Origin of the sequence: Micromonospora sp. NBC_01740 (genome assembly GCF_035920365.1) — a bacterium.
GTDB classification, from domain to species: domain Bacteria; phylum Actinomycetota; class Actinomycetes; order Mycobacteriales; family Micromonosporaceae; genus Micromonospora; species Micromonospora reichwaldensis.
On the sequence record NZ_CP109150.1, the window covers coordinates 4181854 to 4196601 of the forward strand.

Consider the following 14748-nt stretch of genomic DNA (forward strand, 5'->3'; position numbering starts at 1 on the left):
CAGCGGCTCGCAGTGCCGCCGGCCGAGGGTCCCGGCGCGGACCCCGGTCACCAGCGGCCCGGCGCTGACGGGGCTTTACGACGTCAGAGCGGGGCCGGGGTGGGACGGTCGGGCGGATTGCCGGCGGCGGCCGAGTGACAGGAGCAGGCCGGCGGCGGCGAGGGCGGCTCCGGCGGCGGCGGTGTACGCGGGAAGTTGGGTGGGGATGCCCAGGTGGACGGTGATGCCGAGGATGCGGGACAGGCCCCAGGGCAGCAGCGCGAGCTGGTCGTTCCACACCGTCAGCGCGCGTTCCAGACCCACCACCGACACCAGGGCGGACAGCACGCCGAGGGGCACGCCCGCGGCGGTGAGGGTCAGCCCGACGGCGCTTCGGCGGCGCAGGCCGTACCGGTCCCGCAGGATCACGGCGGCGGCCACGAACAGCCAGCAGAACGCCGCGATCGCGACGGTGACGTACGCCGCGCGCAGACCCGGCGCGGTCCAGAAGGCGAACCAGTACCCGCCCGGTCCGCGCCCGGCGAGCGCGGCCAGCAGCAGCACGCTGCGCAGCAGCGCGACGCCGCCCACCACGGCCCACAGGTGGAACGGGTCCCGCCGGCCGACGACGAGGCGTACGACGAGGGCGAACAGCGCCCACCCACCGAGCGTGACCAGCAGGTGCGCCGGCGCGGCGAACCAGGTCAGCACGAGCCGGCTCGCCACCAGCACCACGGCCGGGACCAGCCACACCAGCACCCGGTCCGCCCGCGCCCCGGGCGTCGGCAGCGCGGCGACCCGCCACGGCCGGAGCGCGCCGAGCAGCAACCCGCGCGCGGCGGCTCCGCCGAACCCGCGCCCGCGCAGGCCGAGCAGCACCACGAGCAGGATCGACCCGAGCAACGCCCGGGCCGCCCAGGCCATCGCCGGGTCCCGGTCGGCGCGCCGCGCCCCGAGGTCGGCGGCGGTGAAGTTGTACGCGGGCAGGTCCAGGTCGGCGCCGTAGCGCTGCCGGTGCGCGTCGCGTGCGTCGTGGTACGCCGCCGCGGCCAGCCGCCAGTCGTGGCGGGCGGCGGGGGAGCCGGTGTCCAGCCACTGCGCGTGCCGCAGCACCATGGCCCGGTACGCGCCCAGCGTCTCGAACAGGTCGACCTGGTAGTCGAGCGTCGTGGTGAAGCGCCCGCGCAGTTCGGCGTCGCGCCAGGTCGCCGGGTCGGTCGCGGCGACCAGGTCGCGCATGCGCCGGGCCAGCGCGACGGCCTGCGTGCCCTCCTCGATCGCCTCGTCGACGCGGCCGCCGGTCACCGCGTAGATGCTGTCCAGCGCGGCGGAATCGCCGGTCGGGATGTCCCACTCGAAGATCCACATCATGGGCGGCGGTTCCAGCCCGAGCGCCCGCACCGACCGGTCGGCGTACGGGCCGATGTAGAGGCCCTTGGTGACCGCCTGCCGGGACAGCGCCATGGCCTGCCCGATCGCGGCGACGGTGGCCGGGTCGCCGGAGAACGTGCGGTACGCCCAGTCCGCCGTTACCTGCGCCGGGTCGGCGTGCGGGTCCCAGGCCAGGCGGCCGACGGCGTACGTGTTGAGCTCGTAGAGCTGCCAGAAGCCGGCACGCAGGTGCAGCGACATGGGCCCGGCACGCAGCGGCCCGCCGTCCTGGGTCCAGTTCCAGACGCCCTCGACGTTCGGGTTGGCGGCGAGGAACGCGCGCAGCGCCTGGCGGTGCAGCGGGCCGAGGTCGTTGGGCAGCGAGCCGAACGCCTCGAACTCGCGCCGGGCCTGGAACTCCACGATGCGGCGGTGCCCGCCGCCGAGCAGGGTGGTGTTCAGCGGCAGGTGGCTGTAGAAGTCGCCCAGGGTGTACTTGGTGGATACGATCAGGTGCGGGTCGTCGAGCCCGCCGAGCACCCGCGCGTACGACTCCGGGTTGGTGTGCAGGTCGCCGACGGCGCCGACGCCCACCGTCCAGGTGCGGAAGATGATCTCCTTGCCGGCCGCGCCCGCGGTGTCCAGCAGCGCCCGCAGCATCGCGCGCACGGACGTCTCCGTGGTGACCGCGAGCCGTGACGAGTAGTCCCAGCCGGCCCCGGCGTACACCTCGCCGCCCTCGCCGACGCGGACCATCAGGCCGTCGACGAACGGCATGCTCTCGAACAGCTCGGCCAGACCGGCCTGGTAGACCGCCCACAGCCGAGGGTCGGCCACGTCGAGGCCGCCGACGGTCCGCGTCAGGTACGCCTCCAGCGGGGGCGACACCGCGAGCATGTCGGTCAGCAGGAAGACCCGCACGCCCATGTCCTCGGCGTACCGGAAGACGGGGCCGAACGCCGCGACCATCGCCCGCGCGCGGGCGACGTGCGGGTCGCCGGGCGGATAGACCGCGCGCCCGTCGCCGACCTTCGCGAACGTGACGTACTCCAGGAAGCCGGGCACGACGATCCCGTTGAATCCCTGCGCCACCGAGTGGTCGACGAACTGCCGGAACTGCGCGTCGATGCGGGCCACCGCGCCGGCGTCCACCCACGGCGCGCCAGGCAGCACCGCCGACCCGACCACATCGGTGTTCAGCCCATAGTCGTCGCCGGCGGCGAAGACGGCCGGATCGGGCTCGCGCCCCACCGAGCCCGCGTCGGTCAGCCGCAGGCCGAGCCGGGGGACGACCACCCGACCCGCGTCCGCCGCGGGAAGCGCCTCGGCACCGGAGCGGATCCGGTCGGCCAGCCGGTACATCCCGGCTGCCACGCCCGCGACGTCGCCGCCCTGGACGGCCAACTCGGCGCCGTGCACGTCGAGCCGGTACGACTCGGGCGCCCCGCCGAGGGTAGCCAGCACGCCCGCCCGCAGCGTGGTCACCGCCGACAGGTTCGGGGCCGCGCCGGTCCCCGGCGCGGCCGGCGCGGACCTGGCCGGGCGCGGCGCGGCCGGGGCGAGCACCGGCCGGGGCAGGCCGCGGGAGACGACCGCGTCGGCCACGGCGGCCGCGGCCTTCCTGACGCGCGGCTCGTCGGGCACGACGAGGGACGCCAACGGCGGGACCGGTGCGGGCGTCCGCGCCGGGGCGGCGACGGCGTCCTCGCGCGGCACGGCGGCGGGGGAGTGGCTCAGCCCCAGCGTGTCGCCGACCCCCCAGGCCGTGGCCGCGCCGAGCGCCAGCAGGACCGCCGCGGCGACGAGCAGCGGGTACGGCCTGCGGGCCCGAGCAACGTGAGCCATGCTCGGATGGTAGTGGCCCACCGGCCCCGTCCTCGACGTACGGAAAGCGCTCCCTCAGTGGCCAGCGATCGCTGCGGCCCGGTGCCGCGCTGACCTCGCGCGGCAGTTCAGTATCGGCAGCCTCGATCGCCGGTGTGTCGACCAACCCGGCGTGCGCCGGAAGGCACTGGACGAAGCGCCGCCAACCGTTCAACGCCGACGCCGGTGGCGAGCTGAAGCGGTGCTTTGATCCACGCATCAGTAGCCGAAGCGTCCCACTTCACCAGGCGAAGTACGTCAGGCAGGTGACGTCCTTCGCCTGGTGCCGTTAGCCGATCGCCCGGCTGCTCGGACCGGGTCTGGCCGTGATGGTCGTCCTGCTTAGCGCACGTCGCAGCGCCCACAACACCGTCACCGGGTAGGGGCACACCCCAGCGGGCTTCACCGCTCAGGCACCGTACCCCCGCTCCGCCAAGAAGATCGCACCGCCGCGACAACATCCGCTCCTGCCGCGGACGCGCGGTGCAGGGCGCCGTGGCCGCCCGGGATGTGCTTACCTTCTGACATGCCGCATCCCATCATGTTCGACGAGGCAGATCCGCTCCTGGACCGGCTGCGGACGCTCGCCCTGGCCTTTCCCGACGCGGCCGAGAAGATCTCCCACGGGCGTCCCGCCTTCTACACCACCAAGGTCTTCGCCTACTACGGGGGATCGGTGAAGGTCGACGGCGTTCATCAACAGCACGAACAGTCGGTGATCGTGCTGGTTGACCCCGACGAGCGCGCGGCGCTGCTGGCGGAAGACCGTTGCTTCGTGCCGGCCTACCTGGGTGTCTCTGGGTGGGTCGGGGTGGACCTGACCGATGAGACCGGCTGGGATGAGGTCGGCGAGCTGCTCGACGCCAGCTACCGACGTACGGCCGGGGCACGCAGGATCGCGCTGCTCGACTCCCGGCGGCCCTGAGCACCCCGCAGCTGCTCATTTGCCTTCTGTGGTGGTTTCGACGCGGGCGATCAGCACCTTCAGGCGGCCGATCTCCTCGGCGAGGGCGGTCTTGCCTTCGGGGGTGAGGGTGATCCAGGTGCGGCCACGCTTGCCCTCGTAGCCCTTCTCGATGTCGATCAGGCCGGCCGTCTCCAACACGGTGAGGTGCTTGGAAAGGTTGCCGGCGGTCAGGTCGAGCTGGGTGCGCAGGTAGCCGAACTCGACGCGCCGTGCCTCGTGCGCGATGGCGAGGATGCCCAGCCGCACCCGCTGGTGCACGACCTCGTTGAGGCCGGTGACCGGGTGGTCGGACGGGTCCGGGGTGTCGGCCTCGGCAGTCACCGCTGCCTCCGGCGGGCCTGTGCAAAGCCGATCCCGCCCGCCAGGAGCACGGTGCCGGTGATGAGCTGGGGTGACGTCATCGACAGCCGGAGCTGGGTGTCCGCCCCCGACATGAACGACGGGATCACCCAATCGGGCAGTCCCATGCCCTCGGTCGTCGGCAGCACCAGCAGCACCAGCGCCAGGTAGCCCAGGGTGAACAGCAGCAGCGCGACGTTGCGTTCCAGGCGGGCCAGCACCAGCAGCGCAAGCCCGATCAGACCCCACGGTGCGATCAGCCGGTCCAGCACGATCCACCAGAACGGCATCGGGCCGCCCCCGAAAGGCGGGTGGCTCGGGAAATAGGCGGCCGCCGCCGTGTACGCGGCCGTGAGGACGACGGCCGTCGCGGCACCGGTGATCGCGTACGGCAGCACGCGGGCACCCAGCCCTCGCGCCCGGGCGGCCCGCACGTAGCTGACGGCGATCGCCGTGTAGGCGAGCAGCAGCGCGGCCGGCCAGTAGTAGAGCATGCCCCGGCGCGCGAACGAGCAGCCATCGCCGTCGCACTGCACCTTCATGAAGAGCCAGTCGAACACGACGGCCACGAAGGTCACCGCGGCCAGCACCAGCAGCGCGACCCAGGTCAGGCGCTGGTCGCGGCGCACGCGGCCGGCCAGGTCGCGCACGTCGGAGAGGAGGCGGTGAGGGTCATCGCCGGCGGACAACGAGTCAGTGGTCATAGCAATAGGTTTCCACAGCAAACCTGTTTGCACCAGTCCCTTGCTTGGCGACGGACAAAACTCGGCGCGATCACCCACCGCGATCGGTCACCGTCGCAGAGTCGTGTCTCTCAATTCGGGCGTACGGGGCATCGTGGTGGACGTGGCGGTGAGAGCCTGGGCGCCACGACAGACCTCGGCGCCCGCTCGTGCCGACCGGCACGAAGCTGCTCGGGCTGGTCAGGCACGCGGCCTTGGTGACCGTCGGATCGGCCTGTGGCATCGAGCCTGGGCGCACGCGGATGCGACGATCGAGGCGCTCCCGGTCGACGCGCCCGGCTCGGTGCGGTGGTGGCGCCACACCCGTGACGCTGCACCACATCCTCATGCACGTGTTCGCCGAGCCGAACCGGCGAACCGGAACACTCAGCCCACGCAGATACCGCAGACCGGTCGTCCGCTGGCCCGACCGTCGCAGCCCCGCGAAGACCCTTGCCGCGAAGTCCTTCGACCGCGCCGGCAGCACGGCGAGTTCCCGCTCATCCAAGCGTCGCAGCCAGGCATCGCCACGATGTCCGTACAGGCGGCACGCCCGAAGGCCTGACCAGGCGCTACTGGAAGGTGTCGGGGGTGCGGATACGGTCGCGGATCCAGGCACCGGCCGGCTTGAGGCGGCTGGTGCCGCCGAACTGGCCACTGCCACAGGTGCCGGTGGTGAAGACCGCGCCGGAACGGAAGTCGTCGGAGAAGTTCCAGTTGGTCCAGCTGATCTTCTTGCTGGCCATCAGGTCGAGGTAGCGCTGGGCCATGGCGAAGTCGTTCGGGCCGTCACCGGAGTAGTCCTGGGTGCCGAACTCGGTGACGAACAGCGGCAGCCGGTCGGCGGCCCGGGCGAAGGTGTCGTAGTACGCGTTGCCGTGCGAGGCGGCGTAGAAGTGGAAGACGTACATCAGGTTGCCGCCGGCGACCGGGTTCGCCGCGATCGTGTCCACCCCGCCGCCGCTGCCGGAGACGCCGAGAGAGGACCAGTCGGGGGTGCCGACCAGCACCACGGCCTCCGGGTCTCGGCTGCGGATGACCGGAATGACCTGGTCGGCGTAGCTCTTGATAGCGCTCCACGACACGCCGTTGGGCTCGTTGGCGATCTCGTAGAGCACGTTGACCTTGTCCTTGTGCCGGTCGGCGATCTCGGCGAAGAAGGTGCGCGCCCGGGTCAGGTTGTGGTTCGGGTCGCCGGGGCTGAGCATGTGCCAGTCGACGACGGCGTACATGCCCCGGGCGGTGGCCAGCTCGATGTACTGGTGCACCAGGTCGGTGAAGCGGCGCGGGTCGGTCTCGTACCCGCCCTCCTGGATGTACATCGAGATGCGCAGCACGTCGGCGTTCCACTCCCTGGCGAGCACGTCCAGGGAGGTCGGGGTGGCGCAGTTCGCGTACCACTGGAGGCCGTGCGTGCTCATGCCGCGCAACTGGATCGCCCGGCCGTCGCGGTTGCAGAGTTGGCGACCGCAAACCCGGAGCTGGCCGTTGGCCGCGACCGGCGAGACGCCGGTCGGCGGCGGGGTCGTGGGCGGCGCCGTCGTCGGCGGGGGAGTGGTCGGCGGCGCGGTGGTCGGCGGCGCGGTGGTCGGTGGCGGGGTGGTGGGCGGCGTCGTGCCGCCGGTGCAGGGCTGGCCGTTCAGCGTGCAGCCGGTCGGGGTGCCGGTGCCGGTGGCGACGAAGCCGAAGGTGACGGAGGCGCCCGGGGCGACCGTGCCGTTCCAGGACCGGTTGGTGAAGGTGTGGCGCTGGCCGCTGCTGGTCAGCAGCGCGTCCCAGTACGTTCCGACGGTGGTGCCGGCGGGCAGGTCGAACTCCAGCCGCCACGAGGTGATCGTGCTGCTTCCGGAGTTCGTGATCCGGTAGCTGCCCTCCCAGCCGGAGCCCCAGTCGTTCACCTTGGTGAAGCTCGCGGTCGGTGCCGCTGCCGCGCCGGCGGTGCCGGTCAGGGTCAGTGGTGCCAGCGCCACCGCCGCCAGCAGGCCGGCGGCCAGGATCGTTCTGCCGCGAAGTCGCACGGGGCACCTCCGGTGGTCGGGGAGGGAATCTAGTGCCATCGAACTATAAAGATACTTAAGTATTAGTGCAACGAGATCCGACCCCGGTCGGTCGCGGCTCCGGTCACGGGCTCGAGGTGGGCGGACCGCCGCCCGCTACCGCCGCAGCCGCCCGTACCGTGGTTGCTCTCCCCGATCTGACTGCGCGACATCGGTCGATGGTGCGGGGCCGTCGGTCCGCAGCGGCGCGGACCGACGGCATCGCTCGTTCATCGGTGGCGGTCAGCCCGGCAGGGCCACCTGTGCCGGGGTCGACCGGTGGGTGGTGGTGCCGTCGCCGAGCTGCCCGAACGAGTTGTCGCCCCAGCACCACAGGCTGCCGTCGGCGCGCATCGTGCAGGCGTGGTAGGAGGCGGCGAGACTGTCCGTCCAGGTGGTGGCGGCACCGACCCGGGTCGGGGTCGACCGGTGGGTGGTGGTGCCGTCGCCGAGCTGCCCGGACGCGTTGTTGCCCCAGCACCACAGGCTGCCGTCGGTGCGCGTCGCGCACGACGAGTCGATGCTCGTCTCGACCCTCGCCCAGGTGGTGCCGGTGCCGACCTGCAGTGGGGTGGTCTGGAAGCCGAGGCCCCCGCCCACCTGGCCGTACCCGTTCTCGCCCCAGCACCACAGCGTCCCGTCGGCGCGGACCGCGCAGGTGTGTACGTACCCGGCCGTCACGCCGGTCCACGTGGTCGCGGTGCCCACCTGCGTCGGCGTCGCCCGGTAGTCCCGGATGCCGAGACCGAGCTGCCCGTCCGAACTGCTGCCCCAGCACCACAGGGTCCCGTCGGTGCGGGTGGCGCAGGTGTGCGCGTACCCGGTCGTGACGCTCGCCCAGGTGGTCGCCGTGCCGACCTGCACCGGGGCGGTCGCCTGATAGGGGGTCACGCCGGTGCCGAGCTGCCCGTGGCGGTTCTGGCCCCAGCACCACAGGGTGCCGGTGGTCTGGACGGCGCAGGTGTGGTTGGTGGCGGTGCTGACGCTGGCCCAGGTGGTGCCGTCGCCGATCCGTACGGGGCTGCTCCGTTTCGTGGTCGTCCCGTCGCCGAGCTGCCCGTTGTTGTTGCTGCCCCAGCACCACAGCGTTCCCTCCGTGCGTACCGCACAGGTGGTGCTGATGCTGGCGTCGATGCGCGCCCAGGTGGTGGCGTCGCCGATCCGGACCGGAGTGGTTCGGTCCGTGCTGGTCCCGTCGCCCAGTTGGCCGTAGAAGTTGTTGCCCCAGCACCAGAGTGCACCGTCGGTGCGGATCACGCAGGTGTGCAGATTGCCCGCGGCGACCCGGGACACCGGCCCGGCGGCGACCGAGGCGTTCGGCGTGCCCCGCTCGGCAGAGCTGACGCCCGCCGTGGCTGCGCCCGCCGTGACTCCGATGGCCAGCGCGGTGATCCCGACAGCGGCCGCTGCCGCGACGGCGGCTCGGGCTGCCCGCCTCCACCGCGTCCGTAGCCGCCCCACCCGATTCTCGTTCATGATCTGCTCTCCCTGGACATCGTCGGTTCCGTACGGTGGAGGCGGCGTTGCCCCGACAGGTCGCCAGCGACCTTCACATCGATGAAACTCTACATTGATATACGTCAGTCAACTCGCTCGGGCTTCGCCGACCGGCCGCTTCCTGGCGGCCCGGCGCCCTGGTGGGGTGGCGGCCGAGGACGTCGCGTGGGTGCCGGAGTCGGGCGAGCGGATCATCGGTCCCCCCTGGCTGGCCTGACGTCGGGCCGGCAACCGCGAGCCGGCCAAGCTGGCGGGAGCAGGTCGTCCCACCATCTGCTCGGTGTTCGACGGCGCCCGCCAGGCCGACCTCCGGACCACTGCGTCGACGACGCAGTCCCGATGACCTAGCGGGATGCCTCCGACCGCGCGGCGCGGCGGATGTCGAGCAGGTGGTGTTCGCCCTCGTGGATGGTGTGTCGGCCGAGCCACAACAGCGTGCGGGCCTGCGGTCGCGGCCACGGGTAGACCCCGGTGCGGGCGAGTTCCGCAGGACCGAGCACGCCGAACCGGGCGGCCAGGTCGTCGGCGGCCGCGCCCAGCGCCGCCAGCACGGTCGCGGGATCCTGCTCGTTGTACGCCGCCGCCACGGCGCGCTCGTCGCGTCCCATCGGGGCGAACTCCGGCTCCTCGACGCGCAGCGCCAGCGCGAGGCGTTCGGCCTGCACGCCGAGCACGTCGCGGACGTGGCAGGCGTACTCCAGCGGCGACCACACCCCCTCGGCCGGTCGCCGGCGCACCTGCCGCACCTCGGCGAGGGCGGCTGAGTATCGCCCGCCGAGCGTGCGCAGGAACGGCGGCAGTTCGTCGGCGGAGACGCCGGCATAGTCGAAGCCGCACTCGTCGCACCGGTCCACAGACCGAGACTAGCGGCGTTGCCGTCCGCCGTCACGCCCCCACGGGCGCCACGCGGCGGTCGGGTAGGGGCCCGCCCGGAAACGTGGCGCCAGCGCCGCCGGCAGCCGCCACAGTCCGGGCTCACCCGGTCGGGCGGTCGGTCCGGCGGTCCGCCCGGGACGGCGGGGAGGGCACGGTACGGCCGGCGCGGAACGGCCCACTGCACAGGTCCCTCGGCGTACCCGCGATCCGGCGCTGCCCGGCCCGTCCACCCGGTTCTGCACCACCGCCCAGGCCACCTGCGAGCCGGCCGGCGCGTTCGGCAGCGACCAGCTCTACGGCGACGCCGGCAACGACGGCGTCTGGGGTCAGGACGGCGACGACGCCATCCGAGGCGACGACGGCGACGACGACCTCTTTTGAGCACCAGGTGGCCCATGGGCTCGGCGGGGGGTGGCTGGTCGTTGGGCAAGATCGCCATCTCGCTCTGGCGCCAACCCGTGCCACCTGGTCATGACCGGCATCATGTTTCAGGTACCAGCCGCCCGACAGATCCAATACTCTGCGTCACCGTCTTGTGACCCCTTGCATTGCCCTTGGTTGATCGTTAGGTTCGTTGACAACCATCGATCAACTGGAGGATGGATGTCAGGGAACGGGCTTCGATCGGCGCGGTTGGCCGCCCTTGTGGCGGCCTCGATGCTGGCTGCCACGGGGGGATTCGCATCAGCGGCGGCGGCCGATGTGGGGCCATTGGATCACTGCACGTCGGTCGATGGCGGGGAGCTGGTCTACGACGACCTCACCAAGTACAACAACTCGTTGTCGCACGCGGTGAATCAGTGGAACTCGCTGAACCCGATCAACGTCAAAGCTGATACGGCTTCGACCTACGCGGACGTCGACGTGTCCGACTACACCTCTTCGAGCGACAGTCGGGCGGGCTGGTTCGACTGCAGCACGGGCGCGGACGACATCAAACTGAACACGCACCACATGGACGGCTACAACGAGTCGCAGAAGCACGCCGTCATGACCCACGAGTTCGGGCATTCCCTCAAGCTCGGCCACGGGCCGGAGATCGCGGTGATGGACTCGTGCCCGGCCTGTTACAACCCGAACATGAGCAACAACCTGCAGTCGTGGGACATCAGCTCGTATCACAGCGTATGGGGGTACTGATCATGAACCGCCGCCTTGTTCGACCGCTGGTCGCAGGCGCCGCCGCTGTCGCGGTGGCCTCTGGCGGGTGGTTGGCCTATGACTCGCTGCGCGCGGGTGAAACGCACTCGGTGCACGCGTCCTACGCGTTCGACGTGAAGGATGAGACGAAGGTGGCGGGGTTCGCCGACTACGTCGTCGTCGCGACGGTGGACCGTATCGCCGAGGTGCAGGAGCGCGATGGCACGCCCTACACCGTCTTCGAGGTGACCGTGGACAAGACCCTCAAGGGCGATCCGGTCAAGACGCTGCGGGTGGTCCAGCTGGGTGGAACCCTCGGTAAGGACACCTGGCGGGTGGAGGGTGAGCCCCTGCTGCGGCCCGGCACGACCTACGTGCTGGCGGCGAAGACGGAGCAGGGGCGTGGGACGCACCAGCTGGTGGGCGGGGCGGACTTCCCGGCCGTTGACCGGGCCGCAGCCCGTGCCGGGGGGTCGGCCCCGGTGGCCGAGTGGGAGACCAGCGTCGACCGCCAGCGGTGGCCCGACGAACTCCCCAAGAGTTCCTGACCGCCGTCCTTCGGCCGGGCCCATTTGGCCTGCCGCCCCGGTCCCGGAGCGGCAGGCCAAATGCTGTCCTGGCGAGGAGTTCTCCGGCAAGCGGTGCGCCGGGTGTTCGCTTCGTAGAGCCAGGAGGCGTTCATGGCGGGCCACGTCGAGGCGTTCCGGGTGCTGGGTGGGGTGCCGAACCGGCACATCCGCTACGACGGTGGGGGGCGTTCCCAACTGTCGAAGATCGGTTGTTGACAATGCTGTCCCACGAGTGTGAGAGGCGTTTGAACCTCGTTACTTGCGGCGTACGCCTCGGTTTATTGAGGTCTCGTTTCCATGCTCGGCGGCGTTGGTCCCCGGGACGGCGGAAATTCCTCGGGGGACTGTGCTCAGATGGGCAGAAGTCGAAACTGCTGGGTCAACCAGTCGCCGCACTCGTCGACGAGTAGGCGGTCGAGACACTTCCCGTCTGCTGGCTGGGGGCGGGGAGTGTCCGTCGTGCCGCTCCGGGTGGAGAGCCCACCACACGCTTGAACGCTCGGGCGAACGCGGCCTCGGAGCGGTAGCCGAAGCGGTTGGCGAGTTCGGCCACGGTGGCGCCCTCGTCGCGTAGCGCCGTCGCGGCCAGGTGCATCCGCCAGCGGGTCACGTAGCTCATCGCGGGTTCGCCGACCAGTTCGGTGAAGCGTGCGGCGAAGGCTGAGCGCGACATCGGGATCTGGTCGGCGAGCGAGGCGACGGTCCAGTTCCGGCCGGGTTCACGGTGGATGAGGGAGATCGCGCGGCCGATCAGTGGGTCTCGCAGGGCCCCGAGCCAGCCGGACCGGGCGGCCGGGTCGTTCTCCAGCCACGCGCGTAGCGCCTGCACGACGAGCACGTCGGAGAGGCGGGTGATCACCGTCTCGCCGCCGGGGCGCAGCCCGTCGGCCTCGACCGCCATCAGTCGCAGGGTGGACTGGATCCAGTCGAGCCGGGCGGGGTCCGTCGCCGGGTCGAGGACGAGGATCTGTGGCAGCAGGGCCAGCAGCCTTCCTGCCGCCGGGTGGTCGGAGCGTACGGCTCCGCAGACCATGTCGATGCGCTCGCCGCCGCCGCCGTGGCGGAGGATCTCGTAGCGCTCGCCGAGCTGTTCGCGCTCCAGCTCGAAGATGCTCGGTGTCGGCGCGTCGGGTTCGCTGCGCAGCCGGTGGCCCTGGCCGTGCGGGACGAGGGCCAGTTCGCTCCCGGTGAGGCGGCGCGGCTGTGCCCCTGGCGCGTCGAGCCAGCAGCTCCCACGCGTGATGACGTGGAACCAGAGGTGGTCCTTGAGTGGCGGAAGCTCGAGCCCGAACGGGGCGGTGAACTCCGAACGGCAGTAGAACGCACCCCGCAGCTCGAGGAAGTGCAGCGCCTCGCCGAGCGGGTCGGCGGCCGAGGGCCAGGGGGCACGTTCGTCGGGCATGCCGCAAGTGTGCCAGGAGCAACGCACCGACGATCCAGACCGGCTGGACGAAAGAGCATGTAATGCGGACAGGAAGTCATAGTCAGTCCCTGAAGCCCGGCGGATGCTGGACGCATGGCAAGACATGCCGACTGAGGGGGACTGACATGATCGCCGTGATGGGGGCGACCGGGAACACCGGTCGCAAGGTCACCGAACTGCTGCTCGAAGCCGGCGAGGAGGTCCGGGCGCTCGGCCGCTCGCCGGAGCGGCTCGCCGAGCTGGCCGCGCTGGGGGCCGCGACGGCCGTCGGTGACGCCCGCGATGCCGACCACCTGGCGAGCGCCTTCGCCGGCGCCGACGCGGTCTACACGCTCACCGCGTTCGACCCGACCCTGCCCGACTACCACGCCGACCAGGACCGACGCGGGGAGGCCATCGTCTCGGCGATCCGGAGGAGCGGGGTACGCCACGTGGTCGCGCTCAGCTCGATCGGCGCGGAGCTGGCGGACGGTAACGGATTCATCGCCAGTCTGCACCGGCAGGAGCAGCGACTGCGGACGCTCGACGGTGTCGACGTCCTGCTCCTGCGTCCCGGTGCCTTCTTCGAGGGCTTCCACTCGGCGCTGGAGACGATCCGCCATGAGGGAGTCGTCGCCGACTCCGTCACGCCCCACGCGAAGGTACCGATGATCGCCACGGCCGACGTCGCGGTGGCCGCCGCCGGGGCGCTGCGCGAGCGGAACTGGAGCGGCGTGGTCGTCCGCGAGCTGATCGGCCCCCGCGACCTCACGTACGCAGAGGTGGCGACCGCGATCGGTACGGCGATCGGCCGCCCGGACCTTCGGTACGTCCAGCTGTCCGACGAGGAGATGGCGGCGATCCTCACCGGGACCGCCGGGTTCTCGCCCGACTTCGCCGCCCTGCTCGTCGAGTTCAACCAGGCGCTCAGCGCCGGTCGACTGCGTCCGATCGAAGGCCGCAACGAGGGCAACACGACTCCGACCTGGTTCGAGGAGTTCGCCGCCACGCTGCGGTAGCGGTGGCGGCTGAAGGGCGCGTCGCCGGCGCCCTCGGCCGCCCCGCGCTTCCCGCTGCGGCTGCGGGCACCGTCGCGGCGGTCACGCCACGCGACGCCGGGTGGTGCGAGTCTGGAGGTGGTCGCCGTCGCCGAAGGTGGCGCCGCAGCGGAGGGTGCGATGGCCGAGCCACCGACCGGGGCCCCGTCGGGCAGCGCACAGGCGCACGGGCGGCGCGCCAACCGGCGAAGCTACCACGACGGTGTGCAGGTCAACGGGTACGTCGACGACCCGTACCACCGGGTCCGCCGGGCGGTCGCGGCCCGGTTGATGGTCGACGACATCCGTGGGGGAGAGCCGGTGCTCGAGTTGGGCTGTGGTCCGTGCAGCACGGTCGACCCGGCGGAGCTGCCCGTGCCGCTCGTGGTGGCGGACATGGCCGAGGCCGCGCTGGGTGCGGCCCGCCGGGCCGCCGCCGGTCGGGCGCTGCCGGTCTGCCTGGACGCCACCTGCGCTCTGCCGTTCCGCACCGGCAGCTTCTCCGGGCTGCTGACCGGTGAGTTGATCGAGCACGTCTACGACCCGGTGGCGTTGCTGCGGGAGTGTCACCGGGTCCTCGCCCCGGGTGGGCTGCTGGTGCTCACCACGCCGAACCTGGCGACCGTCCAGGACCGGCTGGCGTTCCTCGCCGGCCGCGCACCCCGCCAGGTGGACCCGCTGCACCCCTACCTCTGGTTGCACATTCGTCCGTTCACCGCGTCGCTGCTGCGGCGGGTGCTGCGGCGGGCCGGGTTCGCACCGCTGGCGCTGCGGTCCAACCACGTCGGGTGGCGGCTGCCCGGCGGACGCTGGGTCACCTCCCGGCTGCTCGCCCGGCTCGCGCCGGGGCTCGGCGGCTCGCTGATCTGCGCCGCCCGGCGGCTGGACGGACCACCTTCGCCGCAGGGCGCGGGACTCGGGAGCAGTGCGTGATCAGCCATTGACATAGG

At 71.8% G+C, this 14748-nt stretch carries 12 protein-coding genes; 5 read left to right on the forward strand and 7 right to left on the reverse strand.

Features of this window, described 5'->3' with window-relative positions; all coding sequences use genetic code 11:
- Nucleotides 1-75 precede the first annotated feature (75 nt).
- Entirely contained in the window at nt 76-3195 is a 3120-nt protein-coding gene (locus OG989_RS19335) for a hypothetical protein (RefSeq protein WP_327027918.1), read from the reverse strand.
- Between the two features lie 559 nt (nt 3196-3754).
- Here OG989_RS19335 and OG989_RS19340 point away from each other — a divergent pair.
- Nucleotides 3755-4138 carry an MmcQ/YjbR family DNA-binding protein gene (locus OG989_RS19340; protein ID WP_225851963.1) on the forward strand — a complete coding sequence of 128 codons (384 nt, stop codon included), beginning with the start codon at nt 3755-3757 and terminating at the stop codon, nt 4136-4138.
- 15 nt (nt 4139-4153) lie between these two features.
- On the opposite strand, the gene OG989_RS19345 is transcribed toward OG989_RS19340, so the two are convergent.
- The 5 genes from OG989_RS19345 to OG989_RS19365 form a co-directional block, all read right to left on the reverse strand.
- Nucleotides 4154-4501: a transcriptional regulator gene (locus OG989_RS19345; RefSeq protein WP_151453008.1), complete on the reverse strand. Its 348-nt coding sequence runs from the start codon at nt 4499-4501 to the stop codon at nt 4154-4156.
- Nucleotides 4498-5223, reverse strand: coding sequence for a hypothetical protein (locus OG989_RS19350; RefSeq protein WP_151453007.1), 726 nt, complete (start codon nt 5221-5223; stop codon nt 4498-4500). Before OG989_RS19350 ends, OG989_RS19345 begins: the two co-directional genes overlap by 4 nt.
- 590 nt (nt 5224-5813) lie before the next feature.
- Nucleotides 5814-7238, reverse strand: a complete 1425-nt coding sequence (locus OG989_RS19355) for a cellulase family glycosylhydrolase (protein ID WP_327031205.1) — start codon at nt 7236-7238, stop codon at nt 5814-5816.
- A gap of 282 nt (nt 7239-7520) precedes the next feature.
- Nucleotides 7521-8753: an RCC1 domain-containing protein gene (locus OG989_RS19360; protein WP_151455286.1), complete on the reverse strand. Its 1233-nt coding sequence runs from the start codon at nt 8751-8753 to the stop codon at nt 7521-7523.
- Between the two features lie 365 nt (nt 8754-9118).
- Nucleotides 9119-9628 (reverse strand): DinB family protein, encoded by a 510-nt coding sequence (locus OG989_RS19365; protein ID WP_151455287.1) that lies wholly within the window; start codon nt 9626-9628, stop codon nt 9119-9121.
- A gap of 655 nt (nt 9629-10283) precedes the next feature.
- On the opposite strand from OG989_RS19365, the gene OG989_RS19370 reads away from it, so the two are divergent.
- Nucleotides 10284-10790, forward strand: a complete 507-nt coding sequence (locus OG989_RS19370; protein ID WP_225852267.1) for a hypothetical protein — start codon at nt 10284-10286, stop codon at nt 10788-10790.
- Nucleotides 10778-11338 carry a hypothetical protein gene (locus tag OG989_RS19375; protein ID WP_151455288.1) on the forward strand — a complete coding sequence of 187 codons (561 nt, stop codon included), beginning with the start codon at nt 10778-10780 and terminating at the stop codon, nt 11336-11338. The genes OG989_RS19370 and OG989_RS19375 overlap by 13 nt, the downstream gene beginning before the upstream one ends.
- Nucleotides 11339-11738: 400 nt before the next feature.
- On the opposite strand, the gene OG989_RS19380 is transcribed toward OG989_RS19375, so the two are convergent.
- The gene (locus OG989_RS19380) at nt 11739-12761 is read right to left on the reverse strand and encodes an AraC family transcriptional regulator (protein WP_151455289.1); all 1023 of its coding nucleotides are present in this window, start codon (nt 12759-12761) and stop codon (nt 11739-11741) included.
- A gap of 146 nt (nt 12762-12907) precedes the next feature.
- On the opposite strand from OG989_RS19380, the gene OG989_RS19385 reads away from it, so the two are divergent.
- Together OG989_RS19385 and OG989_RS19390 are read left to right on the forward strand one after the other, a co-directional pair.
- The gene (locus OG989_RS19385; protein ID WP_151455290.1) at nt 12908-13780 is read left to right on the forward strand and encodes an NAD(P)H-binding protein; all 873 of its coding nucleotides are present in this window, start codon (nt 12908-12910) and stop codon (nt 13778-13780) included.
- 159 nt (nt 13781-13939) lie between these two features.
- Complete coding sequence (locus tag OG989_RS19390) at nt 13940-14731, forward strand: class I SAM-dependent methyltransferase (RefSeq protein WP_151455291.1); 792 nt, start codon at nt 13940-13942, stop codon at nt 14729-14731.
- Nucleotides 14732-14748 lie beyond the last annotated feature (17 nt).

Coding starts and splice junctions, on each gene's coding strand:
- OG989_RS19335 (WP_327027918.1), bottom strand. CDS start 3,195: ATGGCTCACGTTGCTCGGGCCCGCAGGCCGTACCCGCTGCTCGTCGCC.
- OG989_RS19385 (WP_151455290.1), top strand. CDS start 12,908: ATGATCGCCGTGATGGGGGCGACCGGGAACACCGGTCGCAAGGTCACC.
- OG989_RS19380 (WP_151455289.1), bottom strand. CDS start 12,761: ATGCCCGACGAACGTGCCCCCTGGCCCTCGGCCGCCGACCCGCTCGGC.
- OG989_RS19375 (WP_151455288.1), top strand. CDS start 10,778: ATGGGGGTACTGATCATGAACCGCCGCCTTGTTCGACCGCTGGTCGCA.
- OG989_RS19390 (WP_151455291.1), top strand. CDS start 13,940: ATGGCCGAGCCACCGACCGGGGCCCCGTCGGGCAGCGCACAGGCGCAC.
- OG989_RS19340 (WP_225851963.1), top strand. CDS start 3,755: ATGTTCGACGAGGCAGATCCGCTCCTGGACCGGCTGCGGACGCTCGCC.
- OG989_RS19360 (WP_151455286.1), bottom strand. CDS start 8,753: ATGAACGAGAATCGGGTGGGGCGGCTACGGACGCGGTGGAGGCGGGCA.
- OG989_RS19350 (WP_151453007.1), bottom strand. CDS start 5,223: ATGACCACTGACTCGTTGTCCGCCGGCGATGACCCTCACCGCCTCCTC.